Annotated in this window: 17 protein-coding genes, 2 tRNA genes and 2 pseudogenes; 15 read left to right on the top strand and 6 right to left on the bottom strand. The window is 55.8% G+C overall.

What is annotated here, in order from left to right; genetic code table 11:
- Positions 1-294: 294 nt before the first annotated feature.
- From dnaA to gyrB, 5 genes are all read left to right on the top strand, one after another.
- On the top strand, positions 295-1,995 hold the full coding sequence (gene dnaA / locus ABRP64_RS07245) for a chromosomal replication initiator protein DnaA (protein ID WP_349865981.1): 1,701 nt from the start codon (positions 295-297) through the stop codon (positions 1,993-1,995).
- Positions 1,996-2,614: 619 nt separating this feature from the next.
- Positions 2,615-3,796 carry a DNA polymerase III subunit beta gene (gene dnaN, locus ABRP64_RS07250; protein WP_284770783.1) on the top strand — a complete coding sequence of 394 codons (1,182 nt, stop codon included), beginning with the start codon at positions 2,615-2,617 and terminating at the stop codon, positions 3,794-3,796.
- Positions 3,796-4,986 (top strand): DNA replication/repair protein RecF, encoded by a 1,191-nt coding sequence (recF, locus tag ABRP64_RS07255; protein WP_284770782.1) that lies wholly within the window; start codon positions 3,796-3,798, stop codon positions 4,984-4,986. The genes dnaN and recF overlap by 1 nt, the downstream gene beginning before the upstream one ends.
- Positions 4,983-5,552: a DciA family protein gene (locus ABRP64_RS07260; protein WP_284770781.1), complete on the top strand. Its 570-nt coding sequence runs from the start codon at positions 4,983-4,985 to the stop codon at positions 5,550-5,552. The genes recF and ABRP64_RS07260 overlap by 4 nt, the downstream gene beginning before the upstream one ends.
- A gap of 168 nt (positions 5,553-5,720) precedes the next feature.
- Entirely contained in the window at positions 5,721-7,790 is a 2,070-nt protein-coding gene (gene gyrB / locus ABRP64_RS07265) for a DNA topoisomerase (ATP-hydrolyzing) subunit B (RefSeq protein ID WP_284770780.1), read from the top strand.
- Between the two features lie 94 nt (positions 7,791-7,884).
- Here gyrB and ABRP64_RS07270 read toward each other — a convergent pair whose 3' ends face one another.
- The 4 genes from ABRP64_RS07270 to ABRP64_RS07285 are packed head-to-tail and all read right to left on the bottom strand — an operon-like array spanning position 7,885 to position 10,369.
- Positions 7,885-9,384 (bottom strand): MFS transporter, encoded by a 1,500-nt coding sequence (locus ABRP64_RS07270; protein ID WP_349865983.1) that lies wholly within the window; start codon positions 9,382-9,384, stop codon positions 7,885-7,887.
- A gap of 60 nt (positions 9,385-9,444) precedes the next feature.
- The gene (locus ABRP64_RS07275; protein WP_349839483.1) at positions 9,445-9,882 is read right to left on the bottom strand and encodes a DUF6918 family protein; all 438 of its coding nucleotides are present in this window, start codon (positions 9,880-9,882) and stop codon (positions 9,445-9,447) included.
- An 11-nt stretch (positions 9,883-9,893) separates the two neighbouring features.
- Positions 9,894-10,151 carry a hypothetical protein gene (locus ABRP64_RS07280; protein ID WP_023024620.1) on the bottom strand — a complete coding sequence of 86 codons (258 nt, stop codon included), beginning with the start codon at positions 10,149-10,151 and terminating at the stop codon, positions 9,894-9,896.
- A complete protein-coding gene (locus ABRP64_RS07285) occupies positions 10,148-10,369 on the bottom strand; it encodes a hypothetical protein (RefSeq protein WP_005276020.1) in 222 nt (73 codons plus the stop codon). Before ABRP64_RS07285 ends, ABRP64_RS07280 begins: the two co-directional genes overlap by 4 nt.
- A gap of 78 nt (positions 10,370-10,447) precedes the next feature.
- On the opposite strand from ABRP64_RS07285, the gene gyrA reads away from it, so the two are divergent.
- The 4 genes from gyrA to ABRP64_RS07305 all read left to right on the top strand — a co-directional run bounded on the left by gyrA (position 10,448) and on the right by ABRP64_RS07305 (position 13,678).
- The gene (gene gyrA / locus ABRP64_RS07290; protein WP_005276024.1) at positions 10,448-13,003 is read left to right on the top strand and encodes a DNA gyrase subunit A; all 2,556 of its coding nucleotides are present in this window, start codon (positions 10,448-10,450) and stop codon (positions 13,001-13,003) included.
- A gap of 3 nt (positions 13,004-13,006) precedes the next feature.
- Positions 13,007-13,345 carry a DUF3566 domain-containing protein gene (locus ABRP64_RS07295; RefSeq protein ID WP_284770777.1) on the top strand — a complete coding sequence of 113 codons (339 nt, stop codon included), beginning with the start codon at positions 13,007-13,009 and terminating at the stop codon, positions 13,343-13,345.
- 174 nt (positions 13,346-13,519) lie between these two features.
- Positions 13,520-13,596: transfer RNA gene (locus ABRP64_RS07300), tRNA-Ile, on the top strand.
- Positions 13,597-13,605: 9 nt separating this feature from the next.
- Positions 13,606-13,678, top strand: a tRNA-Ala gene (locus ABRP64_RS07305).
- Between the two features lie 186 nt (positions 13,679-13,864).
- On the opposite strand, the pseudogene ABRP64_RS07310 reads toward ABRP64_RS07305, so the two are convergent.
- A pseudogene (locus ABRP64_RS07310) lies at positions 13,865-13,969 on the bottom strand (IS3 family transposase); the annotation flags it as partial.
- Between the two features lie 18 nt (positions 13,970-13,987).
- On the bottom strand, positions 13,988-14,593 hold the full coding sequence (locus ABRP64_RS07315) for an IS3 family transposase (RefSeq protein WP_349865999.1): 606 nt from the start codon (positions 14,591-14,593) through the stop codon (positions 13,988-13,990).
- Positions 14,594-14,681: 88 nt separating this feature from the next.
- Here ABRP64_RS07315 and ABRP64_RS07320 point away from each other — a divergent pair, with 88 nt between their 5' ends.
- The 6 genes and pseudogenes from ABRP64_RS07320 (at position 14,682) to ABRP64_RS07345 (ending at position 18,682) form a co-directional block, all read left to right on the top strand.
- Positions 14,682-14,897: a transposase gene (locus ABRP64_RS07320; RefSeq protein ID WP_284783768.1), complete on the top strand. Its 216-nt coding sequence runs from the start codon at positions 14,682-14,684 to the stop codon at positions 14,895-14,897.
- 214 nt (positions 14,898-15,111) lie between these two features.
- Complete coding sequence (locus tag ABRP64_RS07325; RefSeq protein ID WP_349865985.1) at positions 15,112-15,882, top strand: IS3 family transposase; 771 nt, start codon at positions 15,112-15,114, stop codon at positions 15,880-15,882.
- 40 nt (positions 15,883-15,922) lie between these two features.
- Positions 15,923-16,698: pseudogene (locus ABRP64_RS07330) on the top strand (IS256 family transposase); the annotation flags it as partial.
- Positions 16,699-16,899: 201 nt separating this feature from the next.
- Positions 16,900-17,676 (top strand): hypothetical protein, encoded by a 777-nt coding sequence (locus tag ABRP64_RS07335; protein ID WP_284770832.1) that lies wholly within the window; start codon positions 16,900-16,902, stop codon positions 17,674-17,676.
- Between the two features lie 14 nt (positions 17,677-17,690).
- Positions 17,691-17,873 carry a hypothetical protein gene (locus ABRP64_RS07340; protein WP_284770833.1) on the top strand — a complete coding sequence of 61 codons (183 nt, stop codon included), beginning with the start codon at positions 17,691-17,693 and terminating at the stop codon, positions 17,871-17,873.
- The gene (locus tag ABRP64_RS07345) at positions 17,870-18,682 is read left to right on the top strand and encodes a trypsin-like serine protease (RefSeq protein WP_284770834.1); all 813 of its coding nucleotides are present in this window, start codon (positions 17,870-17,872) and stop codon (positions 18,680-18,682) included. Before ABRP64_RS07340 ends, ABRP64_RS07345 begins: the two co-directional genes overlap by 4 nt.
- The last annotated feature ends 119 nt before the right edge of the window (positions 18,683-18,801 follow it).

Here is an 18,801-nt window from a genome sequence, read left to right on the forward strand (position 1 = left end):
GCGGTAGAACTAAGGAATCGAATTCCACAGCACGTGCACCGTTGTGGATAACTCTAAATAACCACTTGAGAGTTTTAGCATTTCCGCAGTACAACGCTATAAAGTGGTCTATCACAAGTTATCCACAGCCATGCACTAAGCTGTGAATAACTATTTCTTCCACACCTGTGGATAACTCTGTGGAGATCGAGGTGACTCGATAAAAACCACTGTGAAAACCACGGTGGAATCCACCGTGGAATTTGTTATTTACTGTCCACCCGTCCCCGAGAGAATTATTGAAGGTAGCCCGTTGTGACTGAACCACAAGCGAACCTAGAAGCTGTCTGGCGCGCGATCGTCGATGATCTGCTCGCGCAATCCGAGCAACCCAACTCTGAGGTCCCGAGCTTTTCGCATACACAACGCCTTTACCTGCAGTTGGTTCGCCCGATCATGATGGTGGAAGGCTACACGCTTGTCGCAGCGGAAAATGTCAACGCCAAAGAAGTTGTAGAAAACGAGCTCGGCGGATACATCTCCAAGGCCCTTACCCGCCACCTCGGCCGCCCGTGTTCCTTCGCCGTTACCTTAGCTACCCCGCAGGAGCCACAACCACCTGCCAACCCGTCGAATTCGGGGCCGGCACCAGGAGGGGCATCGGCAAGCACGCAGGCTCCTTCCTCCCAGCCCAACCCGCAGGCACAATACATGCCGCCGGCGCAGAATGATTCTTCTTCCGCGCAAAATTACGTCTCTCGCCCCCAGCAAACGGATGCGTCGGCAGCCCGCGGAAACCACAACCCCACCGCAGGTCAGACCCCGCCTAATTGGCGGTCCAGCCATGCCCCGGCAAGCCTGGATGAATTGGCGGAGCACTACACCAACCAGCAGGACTATAACCGCCAGCAACCAGAGTTCGGCGGATCTGCGAATGCCGCGCGCATTCCGCGAGAAGCCCCGGCGCACGATCCCAACCGGGAGACCTCGCTGAACCCGAAGCACACTTTTGAAAGCTTCGTCATCGGTTCATCGAATCGTTTTGCCAATGGCGCGGCGGTGGCGGTGGCGGAAAATCCCGCCCGCGCCTATAACCCGTTATTTATATGGGGTGGTTCTGGTCTGGGTAAAACGCACCTTTTGCATGCCGCCGGTAACTACGCACAGGTGCTGCACCCGGGGCTACGCGTGAAATACGTGTCCTCGGAAGAATTTACGAATGATTATATTAATTCCTTGCGCGATGACCGCCAGGAATCCTTCAAGCGGCGCTACCGCAACCTCGATATTTTGATGGTGGATGACATCCAGTTCTTAGAGGGCAAGGAATCCACGCAGGAGGAGTTCTTCCACACCTTCAATGCGCTGCACCAGGCCAATAAACAGATCATTTTGTCCTCGGACCGCCCACCAAAACAGCTCACCACGCTGGAGGATCGCCTGCGCACCCGCTTTGAGGGTGGGTTGATTACGGATATTCAACCGCCCGATCTGGAAACCCGCATTGCCATTTTGATGAAGAAGGCCGCCGCCGATGGCACTGAAGTGGATCGTTCCGTCCTGGAACTCATTGCCTCGCGCTTCGAATCCTCCATCCGCGAGCTTGAGGGCGCGCTCATTCGCGTATCCGCCTACTCGTCCTTAGTCAATGAGCCGATCAACGTGGAAATGGCAGAAATTGCGTTGCGCGATCTTGCGCCGGATTCTGCTGATCGGCAAATTACCGCAGCCTCCATCATGGAAGTCACCGCGGAATACTTCGATATTGATGTTGAAACCCTGCGCGGTGCCGGCAAGAAGCGCGCGGTGGCCCACGCCCGCCAGCTGGCCATGTACCTCTGCCGCGAATTGACCGAGCTTTCGCTGCCCAAGATTGGCGAGCAATTCGGCGGCAAGGACCACACCACGGTGATCTATGCCGATCGCAAGATCCGCAAAGAGATGACGGAAAAGCGCAATACCTACGACGAGATTCAGTCCCTGACCCAGCGCATCAAGAATCGCGGTCGCGGCTAGAGAAAAACACAACCACCCGGTGGCGTCTTCCTTGAATAACAGGAAGGCGCCATTTTTGTAAGCAGGCGGTGCGCTTGCCGATGCCCCCACCTTCCACATCCATCTACCAGCGCTTTTGTCCCAGTAAGGGTCATATAAACAGCTATCCACAGAGTTATCCACACCTGTGTAATTTCACGGATGTAATTTGTAGATTTTGCTCACAGTTTTAAATTCCACAGGCCCTATCCAGCACAGACGCCCCTGTGATCAGCACTGTGTGCAGATCCGTGGATAACTACTAAAGACTGTGGATAAAACGATGACCCGCATATTTATCCACACTCCGGGCCAGTTGATCACAGCAAGATCACAAGAATTGGCACACCCCGGATCGCCGCGCTGAACTTGTCATTTACCCCGTTGATCACAGATCCCACAGCGCTTATTACTACTACTAAATTATTTCTCTGATCTTGTAAGTAGAAAGGGATGTGTGAAATTGTGCCCGGTCCCGAGCACGCGGCGCTGGCTCGGACGGGCGGAGGGAAAATTACAAGGTTCACCGGATGCGGTAAGTTGGAAGCCAGCTTTTGAAAGTTACACATTCCTACCCCGCCTAAGAGGAGCTCTTCGCACCATGGATGAAGCCGTGTCATTTCGCGTTGCCAAAGATGACCTTGCCAACGCCGTAGCGTGGGTTGCCCGCAGCCTGCCTTCCAAGGTCACCCAGCCCGTGCTGCGCGCGATGCTCATCACCGCTGATGACAACGGCTTAGAGTTCACCGGCTTTGATTACGAGGTTTCTACCCGGGTGCGCATCGCGGGCATGGTGGATGAGCCCGGCCAAATCGCCGTCGCCGGTAAATTGCTCTCAGATATCGTGGCTACCTTGCCCAATAAGGAAGTGGAGATCTCCCAGGTAGATTCCAAGGCTTTGGTTGCTTGTGGTTCCTCCCGCTTTGAGCTACCTCTCATCCCGCTCGATGATTACCCGCAATTGCCGGTCCTGCCTGAGGTCACCGGAACGATCCAACCGCAGCTATTCGCAGAGGCGATCCAGCAGGTTGCGGCCGCGGCCGGCAAGGATGACACCCTGCCCATGCTCACTGGCGTGCACATGGATATCCACGGCAAGGATATTGAGATGACGGCTACGGACCGTTTCCGTTTGGCCATGCGCACCCTGGAGTGGGAGCCGGCGGCTGAGGACGTTGAGGCTAAGCTCCTGGTTCCGGCAAAGACCCTGCAAGATACCGGGCGCAGCCTGGATCCACATTTGAATATTCCCATTGAGATCGCGGTGGGCTCCGGCGATAATATCGGCGCCGATGGCCTATTTGGCCTGCATGCGGATAACCGCGAAACCACCACGCGCATGCTGGATGCGGATTTCCCAAACGTCCAGCCCTTGCTTCCCAAGTCCCACACGAATATTGCCTCGGTTGAGGTGGCGCCGCTGCAAGAAGCCATTCGCCGCGTTTCCTTGTTGACGGACCGCAATGCGCAGATCCGCATGGAATTTGCCGATGGCCAGGTCACCCTGTCCGCCGGCGCCGATGCCGGTAATGCCACCGAGACGCTGCCGTGCGCATTCCACGGCCGCGATGAATTCTTGATCGCCTTCAACCCGGGCTATTTGAAGGATGGCCTTGCTGTCATCAACACCGATCGCGTGGTCTTCGGGTTCACGGAGCCTTCCCGCCCCGCCATCATGATCCCGGAGCCAGAAGAGCTGCCGGAAGCAGATGAGGATGGCAATTTCCCAACGCCGCAGACCAACTTCACCTACCTCTTAATGCCGGTTCGCCTGCCAGGTTAATGTTTATAAGGGATCTCGATGTTCGGGATTTTCGCTCATGGCCCGAACTAAAACTTGAGCTGGGCCCGGGGATCACTCTGTTCGTGGGCCGCAATGGCTTTGGCAAGACCAATATCGTGGAAGCCGTGGGCTATACCGCTCACCTGTCTTCCCACCGCGTCTCCCATGATTCGCCGCTGGTGCGCCAGGGTGCGCAGAGTGCCCGGGTGTCCCTTACTGCCGTCAACCAGGGGCGTGAATTAACCACCCACTTGCTGGTCAAACCACATGCCGCCAATCAGGCGCAGATTAACCGCACTAGGCTGCGCAGCCCGCGCGAGTTACTCGGCGTGGTGAAAACGGTGCTGTTTTCCCCTGAGGATTTAGCCTTGGTGCGCGGTGAGCCCGCGGGGCGCCGCGCGTATCTCGATAGCATCATCGCCTCGCGGACCCCGCGCCTAGCTGGGGTTAAGGCGGATTATGACAAGGTATTAAAGCAGCGCAATGCGTTGTTGAAGTCGGCATCGGCAAGCTTGCGGCGCGGCTACGGCGATAGCGACGGCGCCTCGGCGCTATCGACGCTGGATACGTGGGATGCCCAGCTCGCGCGCTTAGGTGCACAGGTCATTGTGGCGCGCCTTGCGCTTGTCGATGCCCTCTTGGACCACATTCCCGCCGCCTATGCCGGCCTCGCGCCGGAGTCGCGGCCTGCGCACGTGGAGTATAAATCCACCATTGATACCTCTGACCGCGAGGTGCTGGAGGCCGTCATGCTGACCGAGCTGGCCTCTGCCCGGCAGCGCGAGATCGAGCGCGGCATCTCACTGGTGGGCCCGCACCGTGATGATCTCGTGCTCCACCTGGGGGATCAGCCGGCCAAGGGTTTTGCTAGCCACGGCGAAACCTGGTCCTATGCCATCGCCCTGCGCCTGGCGGAGTTTGAGCTCCTGCGCCAAGAAGGGGGATCAGATCCGGTCCTCATCTTGGATGATGTCTTTGCCGAGCTCGATGCCAAGCGCCGCACCCAGCTGGTTCACCTGGCCGCCACGGCAGAACAGGTGCTTATCACCGCCGCGGTGGATGAGGATTTACCGGATAACCTGGAGCCCATCGTGCGTTACCGGGTAGGAGTGGAAGATACGGACCAGGGGCGCATTTCCACCCTGCACACGGAAGCAACCGCAGGAGAGGATAGCGAGGAAGAAGCATGAGTGAGGAAGAAGGGGAAACCGGCAGGCAACGCACGGATCCCGTCACCCAATACTTCCGGTTGGTGCGCTCTACCTCGAAGAATCCGCCAAAGCTTACGCGCCCAGTGCCGAAGATGCCGGTGCCATCCTTGGCGGATGCCCAGCCGCAGAACTATCGCGGCTACCAGGTGGGCAGGCCTACCGGCGCCGATGGCAGGAGGCCGCGGCGAAAGATTGATGTGCCGAGCCTGGGTGCACAGATTAAAAAGGAGATTTCCCACCGCGGCTGGAAGCATGAATTAGCGCACGGCTGGGTCATGGGAAATTGGGAAAACCTGGTGGGCGAGCGCATCGCTGCCCATACGCAGCCGCAGAAAATCAAGGACAAGATCGTCTACATTTCCTGCGATAACTCCACCTGGGCCACAGAACTGCGCTACCTGCAGCGGGAAATCCTGCGCAAAATTGCGGACCGGCTCGGCCCCGATGTCATTGCTGAGCTGCGCATCCACGGCCCGCGGCAGCAGCGCAATTACGAGGGTCGGCAGTGGGTAAAACCGCAAGGTTCGCAAGATACCTACGGCTGATAAGTGGCTAATAGGAGCAGGTTAGCTCTGCCCTTTAAAAGATAAATAACTACAGAGCGCGCCACATAGCTACCTCTGGCCCGTGTGGGGTGTCATTCAGTAGGGGGTATGCGTGTAGAATAGTGAAAGTCTTAGAATTAGCTATAGCCAAAAGGAGAGCACGAATCCGTGGCTGAAGAACACGCATATGATGCTGGATCAATTACGATCCTGGAAGGTCTAGAGGCCGTCCGCAAGCGCCCCGGTATGTACATCGGTTCCACCGGATCGCGCGGTTTGCACCACCTTATCTGGGAGATTGTTGATAACTCCGTTGATGAGGCCATGGCAGGCTTCGCGGATAAGGTCACCGTCAAGCTTTTGGAAGACGGCGGCGTCGAGGTCATCGATAATGGCCGCGGCATCCCTGTGGAGATGCACGCCTCTGGTGCGCCGACCGTCCAGGTGGTCATGACGCAGCTGCACGCCGGCGGTAAATTCGACTCCGATTCCTATGCCGTTTCCGGCGGCTTGCACGGCGTCGGTATTTCCGTGGTCAACGCCCTGTCTACCCGCGTGGAGGCGGAGATCAAGCGTGAGGGCAAGCACTGGTACCAAAACTTCCAGAACGCCATCCCGGATGACCTTGTGGAAGGCGGCAACGCCCGCGGCACTGGTACCAAGATTCGTTTCTGGGCGGATCCGGAGATCTTTGAAACCACCGAGTTCGACTACGACACCATTGCGCGCCGCCTGCAGGAGATGGCCTTCCTGAACAAGGGCCTGACCATCGAGCTTATTGATGAGCGCGTGACCCAAGAGCAGATCGAGCTCGAGGAAATCGCGGATGCGGAATCCGGTGAGGCGAGTGCGGATGAGACGTCGTTTGATGATGTTCCTGATGCCGGCGATACCTTTAACGAGGAAGACGATTCCAAGAACGTCACCAAGGCCGATAAGAAGCGCCGCAAGAAGATCACCTTCCACTACCCGGAGGGCCTGACGGACTACGTAAAATTCCTCAATAAGTCCAAGAACGCTATTCACCCCACCATCGTGTCCTTCGAGTCAAAAGGCGAGGACCACGAGGTCGAGGTGGCCTTGCAGTGGAACCAGGGCTACAAGCAGTCCGTGCACACCTTTGCCAATACCATCAATACTCACGAGGGCGGCACGCACGAAGAGGGCTTCCGCGCAGCCCTGACCTCCTTGATGAACCGCTATGCCAAGGAGCACAAGCTCATCAAGGACAAGGACGGCAACCTTTCCGGTGATGACTGTCGCGAAGGTTTGGCCGCCGTCATTTCGGTCAAGGTGGGTGATCCGCAGTTCGAGGGCCAGACCAAGACCAAGCTGGGCAACTCCGAGATCAAGGGCTTTGTGCAGCGCTCGGTCAACGAGTACGTCAATGACTGGTTTGATGCCAACCCGGCAGAGGCAAAGGCCATTATCAATAAGGCCGTCTCCTCGGCGCATGCCCGCATGGCAGCGCGTAAGGCGCGCGAGATGGTGCGCCGCAAGTCCGCCACCGATCTGGGCGGACTGCCCGGCAAGCTTGCGGATTGCCGTTCTAAGGATCCGCGGAGTTCGGAGCTTTATATCGTGGAGGGTGACTCCGCGGGCGGTTCCGCGAAGGCCGGCCGTGACTCTATGTTTCAGGCCATCTTGCCCTTGCGCGGCAAGATCCTGAACGTGGAAAAGGCCCGCATGGATAAAGTCTTAAAAAATGCCGAGGTCCAAGCCATCATCACCGCGTTGGGTACTGGCATCCACGAGGAATTCGATATCAAGAAGTTGCGGTACGACAAGATCGTGCTGATGGCCGATGCCGACGTGGACGGCCAGCACATCGCCACGCTGCTGTTGACCTTGCTCTTCCGCTTTATGCCGCAGCTGGTTGAGGATGGCCACGTGTACTTGGCTAACCCGCCGCTCTACAAGCTGAAGTGGTCCAAGGGTACGCCGGGCTACGCCTTCTCTGATGATGAGCGCGATAAGCTGTTGGCAGAAGGCCTGGAGCAAAACCGCAAGATCAACAAGGATGACGGCATCCAGCGCTACAAGGGCTTGGGCGAGATGAACGCCTCCGAGCTCTGGGAGACCACCCTGGATCCCTCCACGCGCCTGTTGCGCCGCGTGGATCTGGAAGACGCGCAGCGTGCCGATGAGCTGTTTTCCATCCTCATGGGAGATGACGTGGCCGCTCGCCGCTCCTTCATTACCCGCCGCGCGAAGGATGTCCGCTTCCTGGATATCTAAACCGCTGGCTTAGTCCTCTGCGTATAGGAGCTGGGGAAAAGCCAGAGCCCACCGTGGAACTATCCACGGTGGGCTCTAACTATGGGGAGAGGTATTAGCTGCGGGAAGCGTGCTGATCCGCAAACCCAAAGCTCAAGGACACCAGGCAAACGGCGATGATGACACCGAAACCGGTCATGATGGATACGGGCCAATCTCCGGAGGTGCTTTGGAGCATGGCAAAGACGATGGCGGTAATGACGGCCAGGCCGATGGCGGTGCCGATGCGCTGGCCGGTTTGCAGGACCGCGCCGGAGGAACCGGCGTAGTTGTCTGGGACCTGTGCCAAGGTCAGGGTTTGGTTAGGGGAGACCACGGCACCCTGGCCGAGCCCAATAAATGCCAAGGAAAGGATGAGCCACCATTCGTTCATTCCCCAATGCGTGGTGCCCCAAATAAAGACCACCGTGGTGAAGAGTCCGAAGATGGTAGTCAGCATGCCGATGATGACCACTATGCGCCCATACCGCGAGATTTTGCGGCCAGCGATGGTGGCGGTAATGGAGTTGAGGAGTGCGGACGGAATGCCCACCGAGCCGGCCGCGAGCGCGGAGTAACCCAGGCCATTTTGGAAGTACAACGCCACGAGCACCCAGATGCTGGTAATGCCCATAAACCACAACGTGGCGATGATGGTGCCATTGCGGAAGCTCGAGGTGGCAAAGATATTGAGATCCACCATCGGCGGATGGCCGGTAGCCTTGTGGTGGCGCTCCCACAGCACCCACACACCAATGAGCACGGCACCCGCGAGAAGCAGCCACCACACGGCCGGGGAACCGGTGGAGTCCATGAAGGGGAAGAGGATGCACCATACTGCGGCGCCGAGAATGAGCGCGCCGATGGGATCCAGGGTGGCCAGCGCCTTGAAGATTCCCAGCTTATTACCCGAGGCATCGCGGACGCGGGAAAACAGCGGGCGTGGGAACCACATGAGGCCTAAGATGATGGCCAGCAGGCCGATAGGCGCATTGACCAGCATGGTCAGCCGCCACCCGTGGTCAGGGCCGCCGATCTTGATGAGGAAGCCACCCAGTACCGGGCCGATAGCCACCGCGATTCCCACGGTGGCGCCAAAGTATCCAAAGGCGCGGCCGCGCTCTTCCCCGCGGAAGTATTGCTGAATCATTCCCACTCCCTGAGGGTTCAGCAATCCGGCGCCAACACCCTGCACAAAACGCGCGATGTTTAGAGAATGCGCATTCGGCGCGAAACCCGCCACGGCGGCGCTGATGGTGTAGACGGCGATGCCGAGCAGGAAGATGCCCCCGCGCCCCACGAGATCGCCGGCGCGCCCTGCGGCGACGAGGACCACGCCGAAGGTAAGCGCATAACCAGACAGCACCCATTGCACATCCGAATCCGTGGCACCAAGCCCAGACTGAATCGACGGCAGCGCCACATTCACGATGGACACGCTAATCAGTGACATGAACACCGTGACCAGCACAATAATAAGAACCCGCCAGCGGGCGGGGTCTTGGCCGGCGGGGTAGTCGGTACGGTTTGCTTCTGATGCCGACGATTTATGATGCGGGGAATAATTCACTTCCACACTTATACTCCGCAGTCCAGAAAACCTTCAACCGCAGGAAAACCGGTGGAAACTATTTATTTACATGTGCTTTTGTACTATGCGGCCGAATGCAGGAACTTCCGGGCTTAAGATCTTGGTGGCCTTGCCGCGCAGGGAATTATAGGGTTTGCGCAGTGCGGCGGAGTTCACCTTTTCTACGTGCTTATCTGCGATATTCATAATTTCATCGCTGACCTCTTCTTGCCGCGGTTCAAGGAAGGCACCAAAATCATCCTTCCCGCTTTCCGCAAAGTCCTGCCACCGCGGATCCAGGGCATCGAGGACATCCGGCAGGATCCGTTCCAGCGCCTTGGGGACGACGTTGGCATCGGCCTTCTTGGCGGCGGCCAATCCGCCTTTAATGGCCATGCCAGAAATGCCGGATTGGGCGGAGGCGACTTTTTCAACGAGAGCCCCGCACTCGGCGATGAACTCGGTGCGGGTGGATCCATGCATCAAGGTAGAAAGGTGAGACATGGTGCCATACTTTACGCGAATTTAGTGGCCATATAGACGCGGGCGCAGTACTGCGCGAAGGTCTGGTTTCCAGCATTTAACGCTGGCACCTTTTCTAAAACCTCCGCCATGGCTTGGGCTGCCTGTTGCTCATCACCGTGAATGGCTATGCCCTCCAGGCGCGCGGTGCTGGCAGCGGCGGCGGCAACTAAAGCGGAGTAATTGATGATGCGGAGCTTAAAGCGGGCACAAAACTCTTGGGCCACTAGGTACAACTGTTCGGGGCTCATGACTGGGTCTTCCGTGCCCTGCGGATTTCGGCCTCTAGGTCCGCGCGGCCGGGGAGGAGATCGCGGGCGGTGGCTTGCACGTGGGCATCGGCAAGCGTACGCGAGGCCGCCGCCACGATGGCACGCACCACCGCCTCGTGCTTGGAGGTGCCTTGCGCGGAGGCCAAGAGGGTAAGCGCGTGATCCTGTTCTGCGGTAAGCCGCAATGTCATTGCCATGCCCCAGTGATACCACAGTGATACCACCGGTGCGGCAAATAAGGCCGATAAGGGCCGGAGAAGGTAGAATTTGGCCTTATGAGTGACAATAACGACGATCTTTTTGATCGGATTTTTCCCATTGACATTAATGAGGAGATGGAGTCGAGCTATATCGACTACGCCATGTCCGTCATTGTGGGCCGCGCGCTGCCTGAGGTGCGCGATGGCCTAAAGCCGGTACACCGCCGCATTCTCTACGCCATGTTCGATTCGGGTTACCGCCCCGAGCGCGGCTACGTGAAGTCCGCGCGCCCAGTCTCTGACACCATGGGTCAATTCCACCCGCACGGTGACTCGGCCATCTATGACACCTTGGTGCGCTTGGCGCAGTCCTGGAATATGCGCTACCCGCTTGTCGATGGCCAGGGTAACTTCGGTTCCCGCGGTAACGACGGCCCTGCCGCAATGCGTTATACCGAGTGCAAGCTCACCCCGTTGGCCATGGAAATGGTCCGCGATATCCGCGAAAATACCGTGGATTTCTCGCCCAACTACGATGGCAAGACCAGCGAGCCGGACGTCCTGCCGTCCCGCGTGCCTAACCTTTTGATGAATGGCTCCGGCGGCATTGCCGTGGGCATGGCCACCAATATCCCGCCGCATAACCTCAATGAGTTGGCCTCGGCCATCTACTGGCTGCTGGAGAACCCAGACGCGGACGAGGATGCCGCGCTCGCGGCCTGCATGGAACGCGTGAAGGGCCCGGATTTCCCCACCGCCGGCCTTATCGTTGGCGATCAGGGCATCAAGGATGCATATACCACCGGCCGCGGTTCCATCCGCATGCGCGGTGTGACCTCCATCGAGGAATCCGGCTCCCGGCAGACCATCGTGATTACGGAGCTGCCGTTCCAGGTCAACCCCGATAACCTCATCTCCAATATCGCGGAGTCCGTAGCCAACGGCAAGATCGCCGGTATTTCCAAGATCGAAGATGAGTCCTCTGACCGCGTGGGCATGCGCATTGTTGTGACCCTGAAGCGCGATGCCGTCGCCCGCGTGGTGCTCAATAACCTGTACAAGCACTCCCAGCTACAGACCTCCTTCGGCGCTAATATGCTTTCCATCGTTGATGGCGTGCCGCGCACCCTGCGCCTGGATCAGATGCTGAGCAATTATGTTGCGCACCAGATTGAGGTCATCGTTCGCCGCACCCAGTACCGCCTGGATGAGGCCGAAAAGCGCGCGCACATCTTGCGCGGCTTGGTCAAGGCGCTGGATATGTTGGATGAGGTCATCGCCCTGATCCGCCGTTCGCCCACCGTTGATGAGGCGCGCGAGGGCTTGAAGGAGCTTCTCGATGTCGACGATATCCAGGCCGATGCCATCCTGGCGATGCAGCTGCGCCGCCTGGCCGCCCTGGAGCGCCAAAAGATCGTCGATGAATTGGCAGAAATCGAAGAAGAGATCGCAGACCTCAAGCACATCCTCGCCCACGAGGAGCGCCAGCGCCAGATCGTCCACGATGAGCTGGAAGCGATCGTCGAAAAGTACGGCGACGAGCGCCGCACCGAGATCCTGCCTGCCTCCGGCGAGGTCACCGATGAAGACCTCATTGCCCGCGAAAACGTCGTGGTCACCATTACCGCCACCGGTTATGCCAAGCGCACCAAGGTTGATACTTATAAGTCACAAAAGCGTGGCGGCAAGGGCGTGCGCGGTGCGGAGCTCAAGCAAGATGACATTGTGAAGAACTTCTTCGTTTGCTCCACGCACGACTGGATCCTGTTCTTTACCAACTTTGGCCGCGTCTACCGCCTGAAGGCCTACGAGCTGCCGGAGAGCGGCCGCGCTGCCCGCGGCCAGCACGTGGCCAACCTGCTGGAATTCCAGCCGGAGGAAAAGATCGCCCAGGTCATTCAGATCCAGTCCTACGAGGATGCGCCATACCTGGTTCTGGCCACCCAGCAGGGCCGCGTGAAGAAGTCGCGCCTGACCGATTACGAGTCCGCTCGCTCCGCAGGCCTTATCGCCATCAATCTCAACGAGGGCGATGCGCTCATCGGCGCCCAGCTCGTTTCTGAGGGCGATGACATCCTGCTGACCTCTGAGCAGGGACAAGCCATTCGCTTTACTGCCGATGACGACCAGCTGCGCCCCATGGGCCGCGCTACCGCCGGTGTGAAGGGCATGCGCTTCCGCGGCGATGACCAGCTGCTGGCGATGTCCGTCGTCCACGACGGTGAGTTCCTACTCGTTGCTACCTCGGGTGGCTACGGCAAGCGCACCGCCATTGAGGAATACACCCCGCAGGGCCGCGGTGGCTTGGGTGTCATGACCTTCAAGTACACCCCGAAGCGCGGCAAGCTTATTGGCGCCATTTCGATTGATAAAGACGATGAAATCTTCGCCATTACCTCCGCCGGTGGGGTTATTCGCACCGAAGTAAACCAGATTCGTCCTTCCTCGCGCGCCACGATGGGTGTGCGCTTGGTTGACCTTGCCGATGACGTCGAATTGCTTGCCATCGACCGCAATGTCGAAGAAGATGGTGAGGAAGACGCGCAGGCTGTGGCCAAGGGCGAAAAGACCGTCGATGAGGTCCAGCAAGAGCACCACAAGGGTAGCGATGCCTCCAAGGATGAGGAGTAGGACATGGAACGACGAGACGTAACCATCCACCACATTTCGCCCACCTCGGCGTTTCGCGTTGGTCTGGCCCTGTCACTCGTCGGACTCATCGCGTGGTTGCTGGCCGTGTGCCTGCTGTACATCGGCTTGCACCAGGTGGGCATATGGGAGTCAGTCAATAGCCTCGTTGGTGGCGTCGGCGGGGGCTTTGAGGTCACCTTTGGTGTGGTGATCGCAGCCAGCGCGCTGATTGGCGTTATTTTCGCCGTCCTGTTCACCTTGCTCGCACCGCTGATGGCCGTCATCTATAACGCCATCGTGGATGTCCTCGGCGGGCTAAAGGTTAGCTTGGATGATATTTAGACCACTGTGAGTGGGAGACTATGCCGGCAGCTACGGTTGCCGGCATTTTTCTAGTTTTAAGCGCGAAGTAGGGTACTCATTAGGCCAACGAAGAGTGCCTTTGAAAACCTCTTTGAGCTGCCGATTTGTGTTCTTTCCGGGGTAGTATGTAAAGTTACTTCTCGTTCCGCTAAAGGGCCTATAGCTCAGTCGGTTAGAGCGCATCGCTGATAACGATGAGGTCGCTGGTTCGATTCCAGCTAGGCCCACCACGGAACAATGGGGCATTAGCTCAATTGGTAGAGCATCTGCTTTGCAAGCAGAAGGTCAGGAGTTCGATTCTCCTATGCTCCACAGGTGTCATGGGTCGCGACATGCTTGACAGGTCAGTCGCGACATCGTTGGCGAACCGGCATCTCAGTTGTTTTGTTCTGGGGTGCCGGTTTTCTTGTTATCTGGGGTCTAGGGGTGGGTCGCCTTTTTCCAGTAGGGCTTTTGGGTTAAGTAGCAAAAGGGGATGCGGACATTTTTTAGGACTATTCAGAGTAGCAGCTTGCGTCGGCGTTGATTGATGCTTAATCCGCCGAACTCAAGCTTGATTCTTCGTTCGTTGTAGAAGTCGACATATTCATGAATCGCTTTCTCTAGTTCCTCACGATGGCGTCATTTACGTCCATAGAACATCTCATTTTTCATTCGGCCGAACAATCCCTCGCACGCCGAATTGTCGGGTGAGCACCCTTTCTTCGACATTGAACGAGCAAAACCGATGTCTTGGGAGGCTTGGATCCAACTATTACCTCGATAGTGGCAACCCCGATCGGAATGGATTACTAATCTTGTCGGATCCGCAGGCGTATCATTTTCAATCGCCTGTGCTAAGCAGTCGTCTGCAAGCTGCTGACTAGGATGGCAACTCGTTGTTGCTCCCACGATCTTTCCGTCGAAACAATCCACCAACGCTGAAAAGTAGATTTTCCCGTCATCAGCAGGAAACTCTGAAATATCCGTCAACCACAGCAGCCCAGGCTTATCAGCATGAAAATTCCGTTTCACCAAGTTTGGTGGGGCATCTGAAATCTCCCCGCGATACGACGAATAACGACGCTTTTTCTTAACATAACGCACCGTTAACCCTTCGGCCGTAATGATTCGGCGCACAACTTTCTCGCTGACCTTGATTCCCGATTGCTTCAATTGAATCCAGACGCGACGGTAGCCGTAGCTGAATTCGGAGTCTTTTACGATTTCGGTAATTTTTTCGGTCAGCTCCGCATACTTTGAAGGACCTGACCCCTAGTTGGTGGACACCTGATATCCAGCCTGGTTGGGTTGGGAAGAAAGGTAATCTGCCACTATGTCCAGGTATTCCGAACAGTTCAAACGCGATGCTGTGGCCCTCTATGAGAACAATGAGGACCTCTCGCTGAACGCAGCATCAGCAGAGCTCGGTATCAACCGAGCCTCGCTGCATTCTTGGGTCAAGAAGTACGGCACCGGCAAACGTGCCCGCATAAAAGCCATGCAGGATAAAGCCCAAGCGGCGAATGATTCCGAGCGGATCCGCCAGTGAGACAAAAGAAAACGCACAACTGCGCGAAGAACGTGACATCCTGCGCAAGGCCGCTAAATATTTTGCTTAAAGCAACTCACGGGCGTTCTGCTTCTCAGTGTGTCTATGACCACCGAACCGAGTACTCGGCTCACACGGATGTGCCATGTGTTAAAGCTGAATCGTTCCTCGTTTTATAAATGGGTCCAAACTCGTAAAAAGCGCAGGATAAGAGATGTATTCTGATGCCGTTATTGGTGCAAGAATCACAACCATCTTCGATGATGAGCACGGGCTTTACGGAGCTAAACGCATCGCTGCAAGCCTCAACAGTGATACGGTTTTCGGCCCGATAAATTACAAGAAAGTTGCACGAATTATGAAAGCCATGGGACTTAGAGGCTTCACCAAACGCCGCCGATGCATCACTGTCAGGCGTAAGCCTGGCCACTGCGTCATGCCAGATTTACTAGGCCCGCTTATTCACAGCCAACGAGCCGAACCGCGTTTACGTCGGCGATATTTATCTACCTTCCGTGTAAGGGAGGGACAAACATGTATGTGGCCACAGTCATTGACACTTCATTCACGCAAACGTGCAGGTTATGCACTCGCAGACCACATGCGGGTCTTATTGGTCATCGATGCCCTAGCCCACGCACACGGTGTACGCGGCAGTCTTGACAGAGCTATATTCCATTCCGATCACGGCAGTGTGTACACCTCACAAGCCTTTAGGAGCTATTGCTCGTCGTTAGGTGTCCGCCAGTCTATGGGAGCGGTAGGAACGAGTGCGGATAACGCCCTAGCAGAATCGTTTAACGCCACGCTCAAGCGGGAAGTCTTGCGCGATAGGAAAGTCTTTGACAACCCAATTACCTGTCGCCAAGAGGTCTTCCGGTGGTGCATGCGCTACAACACGCGCCGGCGGCACTCCTGGTGCAATCTCGTAGCGCCTGATGTCTTTGAAACCAAGTCTTCGGCTATACTGACCACAGCAGCATAGCTAACCCCCGACGTGTCCACTTTCCGGGGGTCAGGCCCATGCGTTGCGCATTAAAGTCCGTGACGGTGGCAGGGTTGTCAACAAGTCTGCCTATATGGCTATCGGCGTGGATTTAGATGGCATCAAGCACATTTTGGGCCTATGGATTGCTAAAGAAGAAGGTGCTTCCTTTTGGGCACACGTGTGCGCCAACTTATCTAACCGCGGGGTCAAAGACGTCTTTATTGTCTGCTGTGACGGGCTGAAAGGCCTACCAGAGGCTTCTAGAGGCAACCTGGCCGAATTCCATGGTACAAACCTGCATCGTGCACCTGATTCGCGCCGCGAACCGGTGGGTCACCTACGGGGATCGCCGCGCTGTATCAGCCGCGTTGAAGAAGGTTTATACGGCTACTGATGAATCCACGGCAGAAGCAGCGTTGAAGGAATTCTTCCGATTCTGAACTGGGTGTGAAGTACCCTCAGTCGGTCAAGGTCTGGCAGGACGCATGGGATAGATTCGTGCCATTTTTGCAGTTCCCACCAGCAGCCAGAAAGGTCATCTATACGACGAATTCCATTGAGTCGTTTAACAACCAGCTGCGTAAAGCCACGCGTAACCGGGTCCAATTTACTAATGATGATTCTGCGTTAAAGACGCTGTGGTTGATGATCTGCACTATTGAAGACAAACGAGCCTTAAAGAGGGCGAAACAAGGCAAACGGGCCTCAGCTACAGCCAGCAGGCTCGTGGAAGGAGCACGAGTATCCGGCTGGAAACAAGCCATCAACCAAATGGCCGTGGCCTTTCCCGACCGCTTCGACAAATACCTATAAACCTAACCCCACACACACAACTTGACACGCTCCTATCATATTATATATTTTGCATGTTAACGTCGGAAAGTTATTGAAATTGCCCTTTCTATTTCTGACAGTTTTCTATTTCTGACAATTCTGCAGATTTATGATCTAAAACGGGTACCTTCCGGCGATTTCCAATAGTCACTTCACGTCAACGAGCCAGGAGAAGGTATCATGTTGAAATCTGCTTCCAAGATTATGTCTTTCTTTGCAGTCGGCACCATTTTAATCGGTTCAGCTTCTACTGCTGCCGCTGTCGATATGCCACATAAGGAACCTAATGCTTCAAACAGTACTTGTGCAGCGTCGAATGGCCCATCCAACACGAAGGACACAACCCAGTCTCCAGACAAAGCAGAACTTCTAAAAGAAGCTAAGGGAAATGTCAGCAAGGGAAAAATCCATGCTCATGGTGGCGTCGATCGCCTTGATCTCGACAATACAAAGGTTACGACGGTAAAGAGTGATGACGGAGAAAGCTTTGATCTCGTTACTGTGCCTTATTCGAACGAGGGAGAATATAATTACCTCAGTAACATAACCGTCGCCTACAAGACGGAAGATCACTCCTCTCCAATTGGCCAATCGGAGACGCTTTATACAAAAGGTTCTCACAACAAGTTTAACGTCCAGGTGTTCAAGGATGATCAGCTTGTTAAAGACGAAGGCCTTGACATTGACTATGTTGACGGAGCCACCCTCCAGGCTAATCAAAATGTCCCAATGGCCGATCCTGACGCCCCTGAGCTACAGGGCTGGGGAGAGAAGACCGCATGCATTGGTGCCATTCTTGGTGTTAATGGAGTGGTTGCTGGACTGATCGGTTCGACTTGTGCAACGGCCTGTGGCGTAGAGCCTATCGGCGCGGCGGTATGTGCAGCCTGCGTTGGAGGGATTGCCACCCTCGGCACCGGCGATATCGCCGGTGTCGTCGAGTGTTTTAAACTTTAGTTGAGGGGGGCGGAATGAAAGCTGCAATTCTTTTCTTCGGTGCTTTTTCTGCAGCGCTGGTCGTTGTTCTGCTGCCAAGATGCTTTGACGATCCTAGTTCCTTAGAGATTGGCGCCATAGCATTTTTTTCTTTGCTGTCCGTCGGCTTTTTGATGTTGGCGAGAGCCATGAGTGCTGAGCGGTCTGGCAGGAAATGACTGGCTCTCTGCGCCACATAATGCAACTAGCGTTCCACTCACCGCTGCTACCTGTTCTTTTGGTATTTGGCTCCCTTTTTATAGGGATGAAGTTTGAAAGTACTCTGTTGATGGATAGCGGTCGAGAGGGACTTCCTGCTGAAATGATTTCTCTAAAATCTTCGAGCAAAGTTGTGCAACAAGACGACAGGGTTGGACAACTTTGGATAAAAGAATCGGAGGAAGCAATGAAAAAGCGATGCACGGTCAACCACCTGAGAAATGGTTTTTGGATAACCGCACGTCACTGTGTCCAAGGACTCAATGGTCAGAATGCTTCGGGATTCATTAGGCAATATGACGGTCAAAGTGCGAAGGTGGAAGACGTGTATACTAAGGGAGAAACAGAAGACGTTGCATTGATTAAAGTTTCTGACGGAATTACTGCTGATTCATTTGAGCTACCCACAAAGTCCTTAACCTTTAATGATGAAGCGAGCTTGATAGGGTATGGGGGATACCATGATTTCCCCTCCACAGCTGAGGTTCGTGTAGTTGCGTACTATGATAAGTACTCATTTGAAGCAGGCAGCTTTTCCAACATTCTCCAGAGTGTTGCTACTACCGACGCTTGGTCGTGCTCTGGAGACTCCGGCGGCGCGGTATACTCCGGAAACACTATTTATGCTGTTCATACAGCAGGAGGAGCGAATCCCACTTGCCAAGACCGTAGGGGTGGGAAGATGTGGCACTCAGATATCTTCCCGTATGCTGATTGGATTAATTCCCTTATGAAGGAGACGCAGGATAGCAGTGAAAGTTACCGTTAATCTTGGGAGGATTCTCCTTTGGGGACAAAAAGAGCGAAAGATGCCAAGATAGTTAGAGCGCATGTTTCGGACTTATGCAGATTGGGTTTAGATGGATCTAGTTTTCCACCTAAACCCAA

This window comes from Corynebacterium sp. KPL4015, from assembly GCF_040225725.1.
Taxonomy (GTDB): domain Bacteria; phylum Actinomycetota; class Actinomycetes; order Mycobacteriales; family Mycobacteriaceae; genus Corynebacterium; species Corynebacterium rhinophilum.

What these genes read in the sequence shown, in the direction of transcription:
- recF (WP_284770782.1), top strand. Translation starts at nt 3,796, where the DNA reads ATGTTTATAAGGGATCTCGATGTTCGGGATTTTCGCTCATGGCCCGAA.
- ABRP64_RS07325 (WP_349865985.1), top strand. Translation starts at nt 15,112, where the DNA reads ATGTATTCTGATGCCGTTATTGGTGCAAGAATCACAACCATCTTCGAT.
- ABRP64_RS07275 (WP_349839483.1), bottom strand. Translation starts at nt 9,882, where the DNA reads ATGTCTCACCTTTCTACCTTGATGCATGGATCCACCCGCACCGAGTTC.
- ABRP64_RS07320 (WP_284783768.1), top strand. Translation starts at nt 14,682, where the DNA reads ATGTCCAGGTATTCCGAACAGTTCAAACGCGATGCTGTGGCCCTCTAT.
- ABRP64_RS07345 (WP_284770834.1), top strand. Translation starts at nt 17,870, where the DNA reads ATGACTGGCTCTCTGCGCCACATAATGCAACTAGCGTTCCACTCACCG.
- ABRP64_RS07295 (WP_284770777.1), top strand. Translation starts at nt 13,007, where the DNA reads ATGGAACGACGAGACGTAACCATCCACCACATTTCGCCCACCTCGGCG.
- ABRP64_RS07335 (WP_284770832.1), top strand. Translation starts at nt 16,900, where the DNA reads ATGTTGAAATCTGCTTCCAAGATTATGTCTTTCTTTGCAGTCGGCACC.
- dnaN (WP_284770783.1), top strand. Translation starts at nt 2,615, where the DNA reads ATGGATGAAGCCGTGTCATTTCGCGTTGCCAAAGATGACCTTGCCAAC.
- ABRP64_RS07340 (WP_284770833.1), top strand. Translation starts at nt 17,691, where the DNA reads ATGAAAGCTGCAATTCTTTTCTTCGGTGCTTTTTCTGCAGCGCTGGTC.
- ABRP64_RS07260 (WP_284770781.1), top strand. Translation starts at nt 4,983, where the DNA reads ATGAGTGAGGAAGAAGGGGAAACCGGCAGGCAACGCACGGATCCCGTC.
- ABRP64_RS07285 (WP_005276020.1), bottom strand. Translation starts at nt 10,369, where the DNA reads ATGGCAATGACATTGCGGCTTACCGCAGAACAGGATCACGCGCTTACC.
- gyrA (WP_005276024.1), top strand. Translation starts at nt 10,448, where the DNA reads ATGAGTGACAATAACGACGATCTTTTTGATCGGATTTTTCCCATTGAC.
- ABRP64_RS07280 (WP_023024620.1), bottom strand. Translation starts at nt 10,151, where the DNA reads ATGAGCCCCGAACAGTTGTACCTAGTGGCCCAAGAGTTTTGTGCCCGC.